This is a genomic window from Kribbella sp. CA-245084 (assembly GCF_050942355.1).
Lineage (GTDB): Bacteria > Actinomycetota > Actinomycetes > Propionibacteriales > Kribbellaceae > Kribbella.
Map to the genome: position 1 here is coordinate 4,958,986 of NZ_CP192053.1, position 17,011 is coordinate 4,975,996.

Genomic DNA, 17,011 nt, shown 5'->3' on the forward strand with positions numbered 1-17,011 from the left:
CGTTGCCCGACCTGTCCTCACTCGTTGAAAGGTTGCCCAGCATGACCGGATTGGTACGACCCACCACGTCCACAGAACCGAACTACTCACACTCGTCACTCGCACGGATGGCCGGCCCGCTCGCTGTTGCCGCCGGCCTCCTAATGATCGTCGTCGAACTGGCGATCCTGCCCATCGTCGACGTCAACGATCACGTCGGAACCTCGACCAACCCCGTCTACCGGATCAGCGGCGTCGTGTACTTCGTCGCCTTCTGCCTGCTCGTGCTCGTCGCGGTCGCGGCGTACGCGCGGCAAGCACACAAGGCGGGCCGGTTCGGCCTGGTCGGGATGATCGCGGCCGTGGTCGGAACCATGTGGCTCGGCGGCGACCTGTGGTTCGAGTCGTTCTACGTCACCTACATCGTCGATCACGCACCTCAGGTCCTCGAGCTCGATCCGGGCGGCATGATCGTGATCGGCGCCATCTCCAGCTATCTGCTGTTCGCTATCGGTTGGGCCCTGTTCGGCATCGCCAGTCTGCGCGCCGGTGTGTTCCCGCGGATGATCTCCGTGGCCATCGTGATCGGCGGCCTGCTCGGCTTCCAGGCGTTGTTGCCGCCGTGGGGTATCGGGCTCGGGCTGGCGATGGTCTGGCTCGGCGTCTGGCTGATCAGGACGCCGGCACGGTCCGAGGCGGTCGCATGACCACCTCGATCCAAGCGCCACCCACCGTTCGCGAGTGGAGTGGGTGGCGCACGGTGCTTGTCGTCCTCGGCAGCCTGTTGATCATCCTCGGTGGCGGCGCGCTCGTCGGCGGTGGAGCCGGACTGTGGTTCCACCAGCAACGCGACAACGCCGGGTACTACACGGCCGACCCCGAGCGGTTCAGCACGGATACGGCTGCGCTGTCGGTTCCTTCGCTCGACGTGAACGTCGGCGGTACCGAGGCCTTCTCGGCCGAGGACATGCTCGGACGCGCGCGGATCCGGATCGAATCCGTCAGCCCCAACACACCGCTGTTCATCGGCATCGGTCCGGCGGATGAGGTCGCGAAGTACCTGGACGGAGTCGGTCACGACGAGCTCTCCGACATCGACGCCTCCCCGTTCAAGGCGAGCTACACGTCCCGCCCGGGCGGCGCGCCGACCTCCGAGCCGGGATCGCAATCGTTCTGGGTCGCCTCGGACAGCGGTACCGGAGCGCGCACGCTCGACTGGAAGGTTGCTGACGGCAACTGGACGGTGCTGATCATGAACGCCGACGGATCGCCCGGCATCGACGCGAACATCAGCGCGGGCGCGAAGTTGCCCGCCGTACTGCCCATCTCCATCATCGCCCTCGCCGCCGGCGGCGTCCTGGTGCTCGTGGGAATTGCGCTCATCGTCCTGCCCATCACCACCCGACGGGCCGTGACTCGATGAACCGACGATGGGCGACCCTGGCGACAGCCGCGGCCCTGGTGGCCGGACTGCTCGCCGGAGCCGGCCCGGCAGTCGCTGAGCTGTAGCTCTTGGGAGACTTCAGCCATGAGGGTTTTGCTGCGGGTCAAGCCGGGGGCTTCGCGGACTGCTGTTGGTGGGCGGTATGAGGGGGTGGGTGGGGTCGCCTTGGTGGTGGCCGTGGGGGCTCGGGCGGTGGAGGGGCGGGCTACCAAGGCGGTGTTGGTGGCGGTTGCGGAGGCGTTTGGGGTGCGGCGGTCGGCGGTGACGCTCGTGAGTGGGGCGACCAGTCGGGACAAGGTGGTGGAGGTCGAGGGTGAGGAGGGGGAGCTTCGGGACCGGCGCGAGAGGCTTCTCGGGTAACTCGTGTGGAACAGTGGCGAGCATGGAGACTGAAGTGTCGCCGGACGGCGTAGTGACCAAGACGGCTGCGGGGTCTGTGGGTGAGGTGGCGTCTGAGTTTCGGGGGATTCTGGAGGGCAAGGGGGTGATGGTGTTTGCTGTGATCGATCAGGCGGAAGCGGCTCGGACCGTCGGGTTGAGTCTGCGGGACACCGTGCTGATCGTCTTTGGGAACCCGGCGGCGGGTACTCCGGTGATGGCGGCTGCGCCGTTGGCCGGGCTGGATCTTCCGTTGAAGGTGTTGATCTGGGACGACGCGGGAGTGACGCGGGTCAGCTACTACTCGCCCGCGAGCATCGCCGAGCGGCATGGCCTCGAGCCCGACTTGGCTGCCGGGCTGGGTGCGATCGACGTACTGACCGACGCTCTCATCAAGGGCTGAGCGTCAGTCGCGGCGTTTCTGGACCAGCCAGCCGGCGCCGACGCCGAGGATCAGCAGGATGAGCATGCAGAGCCACAAGGGCGACCTGATGTTCCAGAAGAAGAGGGTGATGTTGGTTTCGTCCTGGTTCTGCAGGGCGAAGACCAGTGCCAGCACCATGACGACGGCAGCAGCGATCTGCTTGAGTGAGGGCCGCCAACCTCGCTTCTTCTCACCCGGGGCCTGAGTGTCGGTCATGGATCCATAGCAGCACGCGGATCCATGATGTCAAGGTAGACATGCCAACCAGAAACAGGGTTGTGTCCCCGATGAGCACCGATTCCGTTCCCGACGACCGGGTGTTGCCGTACACCCGGGTCCTGTCGCTGTGCATCGTGCCGTTCCTGGTCGCGGGGTTCGTGATCCTGTATCTGTTCCCGCAGCACACGGCCCGCTTGTGGGCCTGGCCGCTACGCCCGGCGATGACCGCGACGGTGCTCGCGTCGGCGTACCTCGGTGGCGCTTACTTCTTCGTCCGGGCCGCGCTGGAGCGGCGGTGGCATGTCCTCTCCCCCGGTTTGCTGGCGGTCACGCTCTTCGCAACGCTCCTTGGCGTGGCGACCGTGCTGCAGTGGGGCAGGTTCACGCACGACAACCCGGCGTTCTGGATCTGGTCGGCGCTGTACTTCGTCACGCCGTTCCTCGTGTTCGGCGCGTGGCTCACGAATCGCAGGTACGCCGATGCGCCCGGCGATGAGGTTGTCCCGCGCGGCGTACGTCGTACCGTCGCGGCCGTCGGCGTACTCGCGGTGATCCAGGGTGCGGCGATGTTCCTGTCGCCGTCGACCTTCCTGGATATGTGGCCGTGGGCAATCACCCCGTTGACCTGCCGGACGTTGGCGGCGGTGTTCTGTCTGGGTGTCGCCGGGGTCGCGTTCGGGCGGGATCCGCGCTGGTCCACGCTGCGGCGGATGCTCGAGGTCGAGCTGGTGATGGTCGGGGCGATCCTGATCGGCGTACTCCGGTTCCATCGGGAACTCGATCCCACGAAGCCGCTCGGATGGGTTCTGCTGGTTGGCTTCGCGGCGCTGTTCGTGGCTTCGGTTGTCGTGCTGGCGTCAGGCCAGGATCGGGAGCAGGCCGAGGATCGGCGCGCCGAGAGCTCCGAGGAACTGCGCGAGTATGCGGATGGGGGCGACGAGGACGGATCCGGCTGAGGCTAGTGAGCCTGCAGCTAGGAGGAGGCGGGTTAGGCGTTCGAGGCGTGGGGCGATTCGGGCGCGGTCGGGCTTCGGCTGGCGGAGGTCGGACTCGACGTCGGCTAGTTCCTTGTCCGCCGCTGCAGACGATGCCGGGTCGAGCTGCGCGGCCCTGACGCCGGCGCGCAGTTCAGCGAACGCTTGCCAGGCCTGGTCGGGCGTCACGACGATGCCGGTCTGCCCGCCGGTGATGTGTTGATCGCGGCCGACGTTGTTGATGTTGGCGGCGTTCTGATTGCCGATGTTGAAGGTCATCGCGATTCATCTCATCTGCTGGGGTGGCGGCAGGTCCCGATCGACCCGGCGGCGGCGCGAGGTGGCGACGATGTGCAGCACGATCCCGGCGATGATCAGCAGTACGCCGACCAGGTTCACCAGGCCGCCGACGGCAAAGACCAGGAAGCCGCTGAAGTCGTCCGTCGTGGGCATGGAGGCGGACGAGAAGTTCATGATCTGACCGAAGTACTGGTACCAACCGACCACGGCGATCCCGAGCCCGACCACGAACACCAGGACTCCGATCCAGATCAACCCCCGCGCCCTCGTCCTCGTCGCGGCGATCTCGCGGAAGAAGTTCTCCCGCTGCTGGATGAGGTACTGGTCCCGCCCGATGTTGTTGATCGTGTGCGCACGCTGATCGCCGACGTCGTACCGGACCGCGGCCCGAGGCGCCCCCTCGCCGGCGCTGTAGCGGAGCTGAAGGTCAGCGAGTCTTACCCGGTCTCCGGGGTACAGCCGACGCGGCACAGTGACGACCTCTCCGTTCACGAACGTGCCCCCGGCCGAGCCGAGATCCTCGACGTAGTCCACGCCGCCCCGCTGCCAGAGCGCAGCATGCGTGCGGCTCACGTACGGGTCCTCGAACTGCACGTCGCAGTTCGGCAACCGGCCCACCGTCAGGTGCGCGCCGGTCAGGTTGATCCGTCGCCCTTCGTGCGACCCCGTCTCGACCACGAGGTACGGCGTACTCGATCCATCGCTCATCGTCGCCTGCGGCGCGCGCGGGCACCTCGCTCCTCGGCACCACATCCCCCACAATCAGCAAAGCACTCCCCCTGAACCACGACAAGATGTAACGCGTGCTTCAGAGAACGAGCGCTGGGTACCAGCCGACAGGGGTAGCCATGCCGATCTCGAGCAGACGGTAAAGAACGCCGACCGATGGAGGCGCTTGATGTACGACGTGTTGGTGCTCGTCGAGGAAGAGCTCAGCGTGGCGGATGCCGGGCGGCTGGTGGAGTTGTACCGGGGTACAACGGATCCAGTCAGGTTCCATGTGGTGATTCCGTGTGAGGACGCCCAAGCGCAGATCGAGGCGTCCTTGGCCGGTATGGCGGGACCCGAACTGTTCGGGGCGGCCGGGCCCCGGTACGCGCCTCGGGCGGACGACGAGATCCACCACGCTGCGGACGAGGCCCAACGGGCGGTGGACGCCGCAGCCACCGCCGCGATGGAACGCAGCGTCGAGCGCCTCCGCGCGCTGGATCGGGAGGCCGAGGGCATCATCACGCGCCGGCCGCCGGTCGACGAGCTCGTCGACTGCATCCAGCGCGTCCACGGTCAGGAGGTCGTCATCCTCACCCGGCCGCATGTCATCGCCGAACTACTCCATGTCGACTGGTCCGCTCAAGCCCGCCGCCACCTCGGCGTACCGGTCCTGCATCTACTCGAGTACGGCGACACGTAGAACGATCGCGAGGCGGAATCAGAGGATGTAGAAGCCGGTGACGGCTGTCGGGAGGAGGCCGACGATGAGCCAGAGGGATTTCAGGGACCGTTGGAAGATGGCGAGGATGCCGGCGGCGGTGAGGATTCCGATGACGCCGGACATCAGCCATAGGCCGACGCCTCGTCCGTACTCCCTCTCGGCGACGCCGATGCTGTAGACGGCGAGCGTGATCGCGGGGACGCTGCCGACGTGGAAGAGAATGACCGAGGCGACCCAACGCTGGACGGTCTCGATGTTCATGGGTTTCGGGGTTCTGCGGCGTCTCACGGCTTCCATCGTACACGAACGATTAGTACACAAACTATGTGGCGTTGGCCTCTTTCGCGGCCGCGATCACCCGGGTCAGCTCCTGATGGAGGTGCTGGAGTTCGGAGACCTCCATCCCGAGCCGGCTCACAATCGCACCGGGGATCTTCGTCGCCTCGTTGCGCAACCGCCAGCCCGCCGGCGTCAGCGTGACCGCGAGCGACCGCTCGTCGGTGCGTGCCCGCGGGCGCTCGACGTACCCGCTCGCCTCCAGGCGCTTGAGCAGCGGTGACAAGGTCGCAGGCTCCAACTGCAGCAGCTTGCTGAGCTCCTTGACCGACAGCGGCGCGTGCTGCCAGAGCGCCAGCATCACCAAGTACTGCGGGTGGGTCAGCCCCATCGGCTCGAGCAGCGGCCGGTACACCGCGATCACGCTGCGCGAGGCCACCGCCAGCGCGAAGCACACCTGGTTCTCCAGCTCCAGCGGGTCGATATCGCCGAAGTCACTCAACGGGACCTCCATCAGACGTCGTCCCGTCCAGATTAGCGCAAAACACCACTAACCATTAGCGTCCTAAACGAGCTCGGCTGCGAGATCGGCGAGCTCGCGGTCGAAGCGGGGCTGGTCTTCGACGAACGGGGCGTGGCCGATGCCGTCGTACCAGGACGGTCTCGCGGTCTTGCAGACGTCGAGGACGTGTTCGGCCATGGAGGGCAGCACGATGGTGTCCGAGCGGCCGTGGGTCACCAGCACAGGCACGGAGAGCCTCGCCAGTACGTCGTCGCCGTCGATCTCGCGTGAGATCAACGCTCCCCGCACCTCGGGCGGAACGACCATGTTCCAAGCCAGGGCCGCGCTCCAGTCGTCCGGATCGAGTGGCTCGGCGGTGCATACGTCGAGGAAGCGCCGGATAGCGGTGATGTTGGTGGCCAGGTCGGGCTGGCTCGCGTCCGGCGCGTTCCCCAAGAAGCCGGGTCCGATGTTGTCGAAGGTGGGCGGCTTCATCATGACGGCTGCCCCGACCAGGTCGATGGCGCCGATCCGGTCCTCGCCGTACGCGCGGATGTAGTCGGAGACGATGAACCCGCCGTACGACCAGGCGACCAGCACCGGCCGGTCGAGGCCCAGCTGATCGATGACGGCGGCGAGGTCGTCCGCCCACAGTTGCGGGTCGCGATAGCTGTCCGCGTCCAGCGGCTTCTCGGACATGCCGTGACCCCGGTTGTCGAACGCCACCAGCCGAAACTGCTCGGCGAGCGGGCCTTCCAGTTGGCGCGACCAACAAACGTGACTGGCCGACCATCCGTGGATGAAGAGAACCGGACGTCCTTGCGGGTTGCCCCATTCGGCGGCGTGCAGCCTGATGCCCCCGCCGCCTCGTACGTCGTACCTCGCTGTCGGCTCTGCGAGAACCGCCCTGTCTGAGATCACCATGTGCGCCATTTGCCTGCCTCCTTTGAGCTGATAACTGTGAAGGTAGGCGGCAGCCCGAGTCGCCGGCATCGGAGCCAGCACGCATTACGGAGCAGGCGGTTTGGCGGTCAACACGCAGCTGCGATCAGGGACGCCGTACCTCGGAGTACCTGGCTGCCGCGGCTGCGCGTCCTGCCTTCCCGGAAACCTGCAACTTGGCGTAGGTGTTCGTCAGATGACGCTCGACGGTGCGCACGCTGAGGCTCAGCCGCTCGGCAATCGCCTCGTTCGTCAGCCCGGCTGAGACCAGCTCGAGGACGTCCAGCTCACGCGCGCTGAGCTCCTCGATTCCGGGCCGGGCGGTCACCTGCTTCGTCCCGAGGAAGGCCTTTAGCTCGGTGACGAACCTCGCCCACGCGGGTTCGTCCGACAGCAGGATGTGGTTCGCCGAGTCCAGGAGGACCAGCTGCGCATCGGGTACGAGGGTGGCGAGCAGCCGGCCCTCGTCCACCGGTACGATGCGGTCGCCGGCCGCGTGTACGACGAGTGTCTTTGTCTTCACCTGCGCCGCGAGGTCGACCACGTTGAGCGGACCACGCGCGTTATACAGGCGTACGGCGGTCGCCGCGGAGGTCGAGTGCCGCTGCAGGTCGTCGTACCAGCCCATCTGCTCGGGCGTTCCGGCCGGCAGGAACAGCATGCTGAAGAGATGCCGGAACGTGGGATCGGGGTTGGTCCAGCCGGCGGCGATCGCGGCGACCAGCGCATCCTGCAGGCGGCGCTCGTCCGCACCACGAAGATTCCGGCCGCGGGCGTAGCCGCCGTACAGGACGAGATGGGTGAGCCGCTCGGGATGCCGCGCCGCGTACGCGACCGCGACGGCCGCGCCGGTCGAGATCCCGAGCAGCGCGAACCGCTCGACCCCCGCGGCCTCCACCACGGTCTCGAGATCAGCCACCCAGGCATCAAGCGAGATCTCGTCGACTTCATGATCCGAGAGCCCGCACCCACGTTCGTCGTACCGGACGAGCGTGTGACCGTCCCCCAGCGCATCAAGCCAGTGCCGCCACACCGGACTCTCCCAGTCGAACTCCAGATGAGTCATCCAAGTAGCCACCCGAACGATCGGCGGCCCACCCCCATGCACCGCATACGCCAACCGCACCGCATCCGGCGCCACGCAGTACCCGATCCGCTGCCCCACACCTCCTGAGAGTAGCGAGATCTACCGCCGGATCAGAGACTCCAGCACATCGATGCCGATCAGAATGGATTCCTCGGCGACGTCGAAGGTTTCGCTGTGGTGAGGGCCGGGGCTCGCGGCGCCGGTCATGATGTAGGCACCTTGGCCGCCGCGTTGCTGGACGTGGCGGATGAGGAGGTTGGCGTCGTCGCTGCCGGCGACCATGCGGGTGCGGATCACCTCCGAAACAGTCGACTCGTCACCGGCCGCTTCGACGATGCGGTCGATCAGTTCGTCGTCGGGGGTCAGGGTCGCCGAGCGGCCCATCACGGCCAGGTCGACGTCAACGCCTTGAGCTAATGCGCAGCCCGCGACGATCGAGCGGATCCGTTCGACCAGGTCGTCGACGATCTCGTCGTCGGTGGCCCGGGCCTCACACGTCATCACCGCCGACGAGGGCACGATGTTGACGCCGTCCCCGGCGACCAGGGTCCCGACGTTGAGCCGGGTGTCAGCCGAACTGAACCGTGGCAGACCCATGACGGCCAGCGCCGACATCGATGCAGCGAGCAATGCATTGCGACCCTCCTCCGGAGCGCCGGCGGCGTGGGAAGCCTTGCCGTCGAAGGCGATCCGCAGCTTCCGGGTCGCCATACCGCCGGTGAAGCTGCCGACCACCGTGCCCACGGGCAGATCGCCGGCCACGTGAATGGCAAGCATCCGATCGATGCCATCGGCAACACCGGCGTCGAGCATCGTCTGAGCACCGCGCACTCCCTCCTCCGCGGGCTGGAACAACACCCTGAGCGAGCCCGCGAAGTCACGGTCCGCCAACCGGTGCAGCAAACCGACGCCGATGGTCGCATGCGCATCGTGCCCGCAGGCGTGCATCGCCCCATTGATCGCCCCGAACCCGTGCGCCGCCGGGAAGTGCGCCGGATCAGTCGATTCCCGCATCGGCAACGCGTCGATGTCGACCCGCAGCCCCCAGCGCGGCCCCGGCCGAACACCCTCGACGTCCACGACCATCGCCGTACCGTGGTCGCGGAAGTACCGCGCTCGGTCGGGCGCCACCCCGGACAGAACGGCAGCGCTCTCCCACTTCTCGAGGGTCTCCCGGGACGGATAGTCGACGACGTTCGACAGGTCGTGGGCCTCCTTGCCGGTCAGTACGTCGACCGGCAGACCCGCGATCGCGCCCTCGATCCGCGCCGCGGTGCCGATCTCAGCGAAGGCGGGCTCGGGGTTCCGGTGCAGTTCCCGGCGAAAGGCTCGGAGCTGATCGAACTCCACACCAGACCTCTTTCCTCAGCGAATGTGTCGCTCAGGTTAGGGATCGGCCAGGCGTTTTCCGGCGGATCAGCGAAACTCGGCACGAAAGACCACGATCCGTGGCCGGCGCTGCACGAAGTCAGTCCTCGAACACGGGTTGGCTGCTGACTGGGACGTACCGCAGCCGCCGGCTGTCCAGGTCGAGGATGTAGCCGGTCCGCTTCGCGATCCGCGGCACGATCCAGCGGTCCTTGATCAGCACCCGGGGAAAGATCGTGCCCAACTGGTTCTCGATCTCGTCGAGCTCCTGCAGGTTGTGCAACCACAGGAACACCGCGAGGTTCGCCTCCCCCGTCACCGACGCGCAGAACCGCACCTGGTTCAGCTGCCGGAACGACGCGACGATCCGCTCCAGATCCGGCTGCTGCACGTTGAGCCACAGCACGGCTCCGGCCGACCAGCCCATCAACGTGTGCGCGAAGTCGACCCGCCACCGCACCCAGCTCGCGGCAAGCAGCGCGTCCACGTCACGCGCCACCACCGACATCGACCGGCCCAGCTCGCGTTGCAGGTCGGCCGTCGTACGTCGCACATCGGTGCCGAGAGCATCGATGATGTCGCGGTACGCCGCCTTGCGCTCCGTCGGCGGATCGGACGGCCGGAGGTGGTGAAGGGCTTTCACCTGGTCCTCGGACAACGCCCGCACCCGCCAGCCCGAGCCTTCCAGGAAGACCGTCCGCAGGTAGTGCGTCCGGGTCGCGACGATGCCCGGCGTCACGACGATGTGCTCGTCGATGTAGCGGTCCATCGAGAGCAGGCTGTGCGTCATGATCATGATGTAGAGGTCCCGCGGGCCGGACGTGCAATGCACGCTGAAGATCGGTCCCTGCCGGTTGAGCTCGGCGATCACATCGCCGCGCCGGCCGGGCGCGCAGCTGATCTCGACCAGCGCCGAGATGGTCGGTTCCTGGGACCTGGCGCCGGCGCCTTCGAAGCAGCTGGTCCAGACCTGCCGCTCCTTGGTGAGCGTCGACCAGCGGCGCGAGATCGTGGACGGATCGACCTGCAGGATCCGTCCGAGCTGGGCCCACGAGACCCGGGGATGGATCTGCAGCGCGTTGATGATCTGCAGATCGAGCGCGTCGACCATGTCCAGCATCATGCGCCGGGAGCCCGCCCAGCTCCAGTGATCGTGCACGGACCGGTCCGCTGAGCGGAAAAGCAGGTTCCAGCCGACCCAGTACGGCGTGGATCCGTGCAGGCACCGCAACGGCCCGGAAACAGGCTCGAACCGGGTCTGCGGGACAGGATCATGCAGCCGAGGATCGGTTTGCCCTAATTCCTTGCGCACTCGATCCGGTCGCCCCTGCAACGGTTGCCGACGGTCCTAGGCTCCACGCCACTGTTCTCCTGGCCCTGTTGGAGGAGCCGTGTTACGTCAATCTGCTGTTCCCTTGACGCTCGTTGCGCTCGTCGGCCTTGCGGTGGCCGGATGTGGCGGACCGGCGAGCTCCGACTCCGGCGACACGCTCAGTATGTCGCTGAACACCGATCCGGCGACCTTCGATCCGGCCTTGGCCAAGAGCGGTGACGACTACACCGTGGCACGGCTGCTGTTCGACACCGTCGTACGCAAGGACGAAGGCAACACGCTGGCCGGCGGGATCGCGTCGGAGTGGAAGGCCGTCGACGCCTCGCACTACTCGTTCACGATCCGCGACGGGCTGAAATGCTCGGACGGCAGCGCGATCACGCCGTCGGTGGTGGCGAAGTCGCTGACGCGCTTCGCCGCGAAGGACACCGCGTCCTCCGGCCGCACGCTCGCGACCGGTTCGGCCACGGCGACGTTCACGCCGGACGACGGCACCGGCACGGTGAAGGCGACGCTCTCGAAGCCGTGGTCGGACTTCCTGACCGGACTCACACTCCCCCAAGCCGGCATCGTCTGCCCGGCCGGTCTCGCCGACCTGAAAGGACTGGCCGCCGGCAAGGTCGGGGGCGCGTTCTCCGGTCCGTACACGTTGACGTCCTCGCAGCCCGCGGTGTCCTACCAGCTGACGTTGCGGGACGACTACTCCGCCTGGCCGAAGTTCGCCAAGCCGCTCGACGGCAAGGCCGCGAAGCAGCTGAACCTGTTGCCGGTCACGGATCTGGCCACGATCGCCACCCAGCTGCTGTCGGGCAGCCTGGACGTCGGCGGCGTGAACGACGAGAATGTCGTCCGCTTCGCCGACAACCCCAAGTTCACGAATACGACGTCCGCCAACACCACGACGTACCTGCTCTTCAACGAGCGGCCCGGCACGGTCTTCGCCGATCGGCCCGATCTGCGAGCCGCCGTGGCGCAGGCGATCGACCCGCAGGCCTTCAGCGACATCATCAGCGGCAAGCGCGGTACGACGATCGACACCGTCGGCTCGAACAAGGTTGCCTGCGTCAACACCGACAAGAAGCTGCTCGTCGCTGCCGACCCCGCGGCCGCGAAGGCGAAGCTCGCCGGGCTCAAGTTCCGCGTCGTCGGTACGACGTTGCTGAGCGGCGGGAACGACTACATCGGCGAGGCGCTCCGCAAGGCCGGCGCGAACGTCACGGTCAGCTCGCTCGACAACGCGAACTGGACCACCGTGACGTCGGCAGGCGGCAAGGACTGGGACATCAACGTCCAGGGTGACAACAACCAGTTGGGCACGCTGACGTCCTCCCTGCTCCGGGTGATGGGTCCGGCGACCGAGGACGGCGGCCGGAACAAGATGGGCCTGGTCAACGAGGACGGCTACAGCTACGTCCAGAAGGCGATGAGTGAGGTCGACAAGTCCGCGCAGTGTGCCGCCCTGCAAAGCGCGCAGAAGTCGTTCCTCCAACGCGTCGACGCGATCCCGCTGGCTACCTTGCCGACGGCAATCATCACCAGGAGCGGTGTGGGCATCCGGAAGTTCGACGACTACATCGACCCGGCGACCGTCCGGATCACGGGCTAGGACACGTCATGACTCAGGCCGAAGTAGTTGCCGAGCGCCGGGCTGTCTCACCGTGGCTGCAATTCGCCGTACGACGGGTGATCGGGCTGATGGCGATCTTCGTCGTACTGCTGGTGGTGTCGTTCCTGATCGTCCAGTTGATCCCGGGCGATCCGGCGGCGGCGATGGCCGGGGCGAACGCGGACCTCGCCGACATCGCGCGGATCCGCCACCAGTTGGGTCTCGACCAGCCGCTGGGACAACGGTTCAGCGACTACGTCGGCGGTGTCCTCTCCGGTGACCTCGGTACATCGTTCATGTACCGCCAGCCAGTGATGACGATCATCGAGAGCCGGTTGCCGTTCACGATGACCGTCGCGTTCGGGGCGATCGCGATCGTGCTGCTGGTGGCGATCCCGCTCGGCATGCTGATCGGCGTACTGACCCAAGGTGGGCGGCGCAAGTGGCTGGACACCGGGTTCGGGTTCGTCACCGGCTTCCTCGACTCGGTGCCCGGGTACGTGATGGCAACGTTCCTCGTGGTGATGTTTGCCCTTGGCATCGGGGTGCTGCCGTTGTTCCCGCCGGCGTACACGCCGCGGTTCGGGTCGGCGTCGTTCGTGCTGCCGATCGCGGCGATCGTGATCGGACCGATCTGTACGGTCTCGCGGGTGGTCCGGCGGGAGACATCCGTTGTCCTCGGCAACGACTATCTCCGGACTGCTCGGGGCTGGCGTTTGCCGGCCTGGAAGCGGTCCGTGAAGTGGGCGCTGCCGAACCTGCTGACCAGCACGCTGACCGTGAGCGGGCTGGTGCTGACCGGGCTCATCGGCGGCGCGGTCGTGATCGAGTCCGTGTTCGCGCTACCAGGTCTCGGCAGCGGGATCATCAAGGCCATCCTCGACCGCGACTACCCGGTCATCCAGGCAATGGTCATCGTCATCGGCATGATCGCGGCGCTGATCAACCTGCTGGTCGACATCCTGCTCGGCCTGATCGACGAACGCACCCTCGGAGGGTCGCATGCGTAGGTATCGCTGGAACCCGGGGCTGCTCCTCGGCCTCGGACTCCTGGCCGTGATAGTCCTCATCGCTCTCGTCGCGCCGATCCTGCTCAAGAACGGGGCTGACGAGCTGGGTCCGCGGTTCGCTCCCCCGTCGGCAGCGCACTGGCTCGGCACAGATGCGGCCGGTCACGACGTACTGCTGCGCAGCCTGGTCGCCACCCGCCTCACGCTGCTGATGACGGCAGCGGCGACGGCCATCGCCGTGGCGCTCGGTGTACTGCTGGGCACCAGCGTCTGGTTGATGCCGCCGCGGTTGCGCGAGCTATCGCTGCGGGCGATCGATGCGCTGGTCGCGTTCCCCGGCCTGCTGCTGGCGCTGGTCGTCGCGGCGGTGCTCGGGGCGGGCGGCTCCTCCGCCGTGGTCGCGATCGGCCTGGCCGGCATTCCGTACTTCGCCCGCCTGACCGGAAACCTCGCCGCGAAGGTGTCCCAGCAGGAGTTCGTCTCGACTGCCCGGCTGCTCGGTGTCAGCCCGGTGCGGATCGCGTTCCGGCATTTGCTGCCGAACATGTCCGAGCCGCTGCTGGTGCTGTCCGCGTCGACGTTCGCCGGCACGCTCACGGCGATCTCCGCGTTGTCGTTCGTCGGCCTCGGCGTGCAGTCGCCGTCGTACGACTGGGGCAAGCTGCTCAACGAGGCGTTGCCGTCGCTGCTGGCCGACCGGCCGTTCCAGTTGGTCGGCCCGGCCGTGCTGATCATCGTGACCGGGCTCGCCGCGATCCTGATCGGCGACGGCCTCGCCGCGGCCGCGAACCCACGGTCCGCACGGCTGCCTACCGGCGGATCCGGTGTGCGCAGCCAAGGCGCATCGCGAGACGGGTACCTGGTCGATGTCCAGGACCTCGCCATCGAATGCGACGGGAAGCCGTTGGTGAAGGGGATCTCGTTCGGCATCAAACCGGGTGAGATCCTCGGCATCGTCGGCGAGAGCGGTTCCGGCAAGACGCTGACCGCGATGGCCCTCGCGCAACTCCTGCCGGACGGCCTCGAGTCGAGTGCGACCCGGATGACGCTCGGCGACCTGGACCTGCTCGGACCGATCCCACCCGCCCTGATGGCGGAGACGGTCGGCCTCGTCTACCAGGATCCCGGTACGACGTTCAACCCCGCGCTCCGGATGGGCACCCAGCTCACCGAAGTACTGCGGACGCACCGGCGCCTGGGCGCATCCGCCGCTAAGGGCCGCATCCTCGACGCACTTCGCGCCGTGCGTATGTCGAAGCCGGAACGCCGGATGAACCAGCACCCGCACGAGCTCTCCGGCGGGATGCGGCAGCGGGCGATGATCGCGGCCGCGGTCGCGACCGAGCCACGGCTCATCATCGCCGACGAACCCACGACTGCGCTCGACGTCACCGTCCAGGCCGAGATCCTGCGCGAGCTCAACCGCCTGAACCGCGACCTCGGTACGTCGATCATGGTCATCTCGCACGACATCGGCGTGGTCCGGGCACTCTGCGGCCGGGTGATCGTGATGTATCAGGGCGAGGTCGTCGAGGAGCTCGACGCCGACCGGCTCACCGTCGCAGAGGCCCGGCATCCGTATACCAAGCGGCTCCTCGAGGCGACCCCTGAACTCACCCTGGAGGCCACTCATGGCTGACAACACCGCCGCGATCCAGATCCGGGAGCTCGAGGTGAGCTACGGCTGGGGCCGCAGTACAACGCGAGTCCTGCACGGCATCACCCTCGACGTTGCCCAAGGCAACACGGTCGCCGTCGTCGGCGAGTCCGGCTCGGGCAAGTCCACGCTCGCCAAGGCGCTCGTCGGCTCGGTTCGCCCGTCGGCAGGCAGCGTGACGATCGGCGGCCTCGACGTCACCACGACCCGCGGCGCACGTCGTACGGCGATGCGACGTAAGGTCCAGCTGATCCCGCAGGATCCGTACTCCTCGCTCGATCCGCGGCGCACGATCGGCGAGGCGCTCGCGGAGGCGGTGGACCCGCAGCGCGCGAAGGTCAGGCGGCACGCGGACGACATCGTGCACTGGCTCGAAACGGTCCGGATGCCGGCTGACACGCTGCACCGGTATCCGCATGAGCTCTCCGGCGGGCAGCGGCAGCGGGTCGCGATCGCCCGTGGTCTGATCGTCCGGCCGGAGGTCGTGATCGCCGACGAGATCACGTCCGCGCTCGACGTCTCGGTCCAGGCGGAGATCCTCGGCCTGATCGCCAAGCTCCGCGTCGAGCTCGGGCTGACGATGCTGTTCATCTCCCACAACCTGGCCGTCGTACGGCGGGTCAGCGACGAGGTCGTCGTGCTCTACCAAGGAGAGGTCGTCGAGCACGGCCCGGCCGCGCAGGTGTACGGCGACCCGCAGCACGAGTACACGCGGACGCTGCTGAACGCGGTCCCCGGTGCACCGGGATTCGACATCGAACCACGTCAGCGGGAGGCCGCATGAGACTCGTCAACGCCGACATCATCGACGGCACCGGTGCGGCCCCGATCCGCAACGGCGTACTCGACGTCACCCCGGACGGCCGGATCGGCTACGTCGGTACGGCGGCCGCGGCGCCACCGATCGCGATCGGGACCGAGGTGCGTGATCTCAGTGGGATGACGCTGCTGCCCGGGTTCATCGACTGTCATGTGCATCTGGGGTTCAGCCTGGCTGAGGGTCCGTTCCATGTCGTGCAGAACGATCCAGCGCTGGTGGTGCTGGAGTCGGCTGCGCGCATCCGGGCGACGCTCGACGCGGGTGTGACGACTGCCCGGGACCTTGGCGGCTTGACGCTCGGGTTCAGGGAGGCGATCGAGCGCGGGTTGATCGCCGGGCCGCGGCTGCAACTCGCCGTACGTCCGATCAGCCACACGGCCGGGCATGGGGACATGCATCTACACGGCGGTCACGTCGTACACACGCTGCCGGGCATGATGGAGCTGGCCGACACGATTGACGAGGTCCGGGTGGCGACTCGGCGCGTGCTCCGCGACGGGGCCGATCTGGTGAAGATCTGCACGACGGGTGGGATGGGCAGTCGGCACGACCAGCCGGACGACGAAGGGCTGCGTCTCGATGAGGTCCGGGCGATCGTGGACGAACTCGACCGGCACGGCGGGCGACCGGTGGCCGCGCATGCGCAGGGACGCAAGGGCATCCTGACCGCGTTGCGGGGTGGGGTCGCGAGTGTCGAGCACGGGTACGGCATCGACGACGAGGGCCTCGATCTGCTCGGTGAGCGCGGGACGTTCCTGGTGCCGACGCTGTCGACGGTGTTCGCGATCGACCAGGCGACAATGCAGCCGTACCACTACGCCAAGAAGGTGAAGTGGTCGGAGATCACCAAGCAGAACATCGGGAACGCGATCGCCCGTGGCGCGAAGATCGCGCTCGGTACCGACGCCGGGGTCTGCCCGCACGGGGAGAATCTGCGCGAGCTCGATCACTTGGTCCAGCTCGGCATGTCGCCGATGGACGCGATCGGTGCCGGCACCCGGGTCGCGGCGGAGCTGCTCGGCCTCGCTGACCAGGTCGGGGCGTTGAGGCCGGGGCTGATCGCCGACGTCGTCGCTACCGACGCCGATCCGCTCCGCGAGATCAAGGCGCTGGGCGATCCGACCCGGATCCGGCTCGTCGTCGCCGGCGGCACGGTGGTCAAGGACCTGACGGAGCGGTTCGCCTAGCGGACCGAGTTTGCTGTGGCCGTGATCGGCAGCTGCGTACTATCCGGCTGGCCGCCCGGTCGACTTCTCATCG

The 17,011-nt window shown here is 67.4% G+C and carries 20 protein-coding genes; 11 read left to right on the plus strand and 9 right to left on the minus strand.

Annotated features, from left to right (window positions below; translation table 11 throughout):
* Positions 1-41: 41 nt before the first annotated feature.
* The 4 genes from ACQPYH_RS23795 (at position 42) to ACQPYH_RS23810 (ending at position 2,204) form a co-directional block, all read left to right on the plus strand.
* On the plus strand, positions 42-686 hold the full coding sequence (locus ACQPYH_RS23795; RefSeq protein WP_432875263.1) for a hypothetical protein: 645 nt from the start codon (positions 42-44) through the stop codon (positions 684-686).
* On the plus strand, positions 683-1,402 hold the full coding sequence (locus ACQPYH_RS23800; RefSeq protein ID WP_432875266.1) for a hypothetical protein: 720 nt from the start codon (positions 683-685) through the stop codon (positions 1,400-1,402). Before ACQPYH_RS23795 ends, ACQPYH_RS23800 begins: the two co-directional genes overlap by 4 nt.
* Before the next feature lie 105 nt (positions 1,403-1,507).
* Positions 1,508-1,783 carry a DUF167 domain-containing protein gene (locus ACQPYH_RS23805; protein WP_432875269.1) on the plus strand — a complete coding sequence of 92 codons (276 nt, stop codon included), beginning with the start codon at positions 1,508-1,510 and terminating at the stop codon, positions 1,781-1,783.
* Positions 1,784-1,805: 22 nt separating this feature from the next.
* A complete protein-coding gene (locus tag ACQPYH_RS23810) occupies positions 1,806-2,204 on the plus strand; it encodes a DUF302 domain-containing protein (RefSeq protein ID WP_432875272.1) in 399 nt (132 codons plus the stop codon).
* A 3-nt stretch (positions 2,205-2,207) separates the two neighbouring features.
* On the opposite strand, the gene ACQPYH_RS23815 is transcribed toward ACQPYH_RS23810, so the two are convergent.
* Positions 2,208-2,441, minus strand: a complete 234-nt coding sequence (locus ACQPYH_RS23815; protein WP_432875275.1) for a lipopolysaccharide assembly protein LapA domain-containing protein — start codon at positions 2,439-2,441, stop codon at positions 2,208-2,210.
* Positions 2,442-2,512: 71 nt separating this feature from the next.
* Here ACQPYH_RS23815 and ACQPYH_RS23820 point away from each other — a divergent pair, with 71 nt between their 5' ends.
* Positions 2,513-3,400 (plus strand): hypothetical protein, encoded by an 888-nt coding sequence (locus ACQPYH_RS23820; protein ID WP_432875278.1) that lies wholly within the window; start codon positions 2,513-2,515, stop codon positions 3,398-3,400.
* Here ACQPYH_RS23820 and ACQPYH_RS23825 read toward each other — a convergent pair.
* Together ACQPYH_RS23825 and ACQPYH_RS23830 are read right to left on the minus strand one after the other, a co-directional pair.
* Positions 3,302-3,697 (minus strand): hypothetical protein, encoded by a 396-nt coding sequence (locus tag ACQPYH_RS23825; RefSeq protein ID WP_432875281.1) that lies wholly within the window; start codon positions 3,695-3,697, stop codon positions 3,302-3,304. The two genes, ACQPYH_RS23820 and ACQPYH_RS23825, sit on opposite strands and share 99 nt — an antisense overlap.
* A 6-nt stretch (positions 3,698-3,703) precedes the next feature.
* The gene (locus ACQPYH_RS23830; protein ID WP_432875283.1) at positions 3,704-4,426 is read right to left on the minus strand and encodes an FHA domain-containing protein; all 723 of its coding nucleotides are present in this window, start codon (positions 4,424-4,426) and stop codon (positions 3,704-3,706) included.
* Positions 4,427-4,616: 190 nt separating this feature from the next.
* On the opposite strand from ACQPYH_RS23830, the gene ACQPYH_RS23835 reads away from it, so the two are divergent.
* Positions 4,617-5,129, plus strand: coding sequence for a hypothetical protein (locus ACQPYH_RS23835; RefSeq protein ID WP_432875286.1), 513 nt, complete (start codon positions 4,617-4,619; stop codon positions 5,127-5,129).
* An 18-nt stretch (positions 5,130-5,147) separates the two neighbouring features.
* Here ACQPYH_RS23835 and ACQPYH_RS23840 read toward each other — a convergent pair whose 3' ends face one another.
* The 6 genes from ACQPYH_RS23840 to ACQPYH_RS23865 form a co-directional block, all read right to left on the minus strand.
* Positions 5,148-5,438 carry a hypothetical protein gene (locus tag ACQPYH_RS23840; protein WP_432875289.1) on the minus strand — a complete coding sequence of 97 codons (291 nt, stop codon included), beginning with the start codon at positions 5,436-5,438 and terminating at the stop codon, positions 5,148-5,150.
* Positions 5,439-5,472: 34 nt separating this feature from the next.
* On the minus strand, positions 5,473-5,928 hold the full coding sequence (locus ACQPYH_RS23845) for a MarR family winged helix-turn-helix transcriptional regulator (RefSeq protein ID WP_432875292.1): 456 nt from the start codon (positions 5,926-5,928) through the stop codon (positions 5,473-5,475).
* 63 nt (positions 5,929-5,991) lie between these two features.
* Positions 5,992-6,861, minus strand: coding sequence for an alpha/beta fold hydrolase (locus ACQPYH_RS23850; RefSeq protein WP_432875295.1), 870 nt, complete (start codon positions 6,859-6,861; stop codon positions 5,992-5,994).
* A 115-nt stretch (positions 6,862-6,976) separates the two neighbouring features.
* On the minus strand, positions 6,977-8,035 hold the full coding sequence (locus ACQPYH_RS23855) for an alpha/beta fold hydrolase (RefSeq protein WP_432875298.1): 1,059 nt from the start codon (positions 8,033-8,035) through the stop codon (positions 6,977-6,979).
* 21 nt (positions 8,036-8,056) lie between these two features.
* A complete protein-coding gene (locus tag ACQPYH_RS23860; protein ID WP_432875301.1) occupies positions 8,057-9,307 on the minus strand; it encodes an amidohydrolase in 1,251 nt (416 codons plus the stop codon).
* Positions 9,308-9,425: 118 nt separating this feature from the next.
* A complete protein-coding gene (locus tag ACQPYH_RS23865; protein ID WP_432875304.1) occupies positions 9,426-10,484 on the minus strand; it encodes an Lrp/AsnC family transcriptional regulator in 1,059 nt (352 codons plus the stop codon).
* A 256-nt stretch (positions 10,485-10,740) separates the two neighbouring features.
* Between ACQPYH_RS23865 and ACQPYH_RS23870 the strand changes: the two genes are divergently transcribed.
* The 5 genes from ACQPYH_RS23870 to ACQPYH_RS23890 are packed head-to-tail and all read left to right on the plus strand — an operon-like array spanning position 10,741 to position 16,938.
* Entirely contained in the window at positions 10,741-12,264 is a 1,524-nt protein-coding gene (locus ACQPYH_RS23870) for an ABC transporter substrate-binding protein (RefSeq protein ID WP_432875307.1), read from the plus strand.
* Between the two features lie 8 nt (positions 12,265-12,272).
* A complete protein-coding gene (locus ACQPYH_RS23875; RefSeq protein WP_432875310.1) occupies positions 12,273-13,274 on the plus strand; it encodes an ABC transporter permease in 1,002 nt (333 codons plus the stop codon).
* Positions 13,267-14,913: a dipeptide/oligopeptide/nickel ABC transporter permease/ATP-binding protein gene (locus ACQPYH_RS23880; protein WP_432875313.1), complete on the plus strand. Its 1,647-nt coding sequence runs from the start codon at positions 13,267-13,269 to the stop codon at positions 14,911-14,913. The genes ACQPYH_RS23875 and ACQPYH_RS23880 overlap by 8 nt, the downstream gene beginning before the upstream one ends.
* Positions 14,906-15,715: an ABC transporter ATP-binding protein gene (locus ACQPYH_RS23885; RefSeq protein ID WP_432875316.1), complete on the plus strand. Its 810-nt coding sequence runs from the start codon at positions 14,906-14,908 to the stop codon at positions 15,713-15,715. Before ACQPYH_RS23880 ends, ACQPYH_RS23885 begins: the two co-directional genes overlap by 8 nt.
* Complete coding sequence (locus ACQPYH_RS23890; RefSeq protein ID WP_432875319.1) at positions 15,712-16,938, plus strand: amidohydrolase family protein; 1,227 nt, start codon at positions 15,712-15,714, stop codon at positions 16,936-16,938. The genes ACQPYH_RS23885 and ACQPYH_RS23890 overlap by 4 nt, the downstream gene beginning before the upstream one ends.
* Positions 16,939-17,011: the final 73 nt, after the last annotated feature.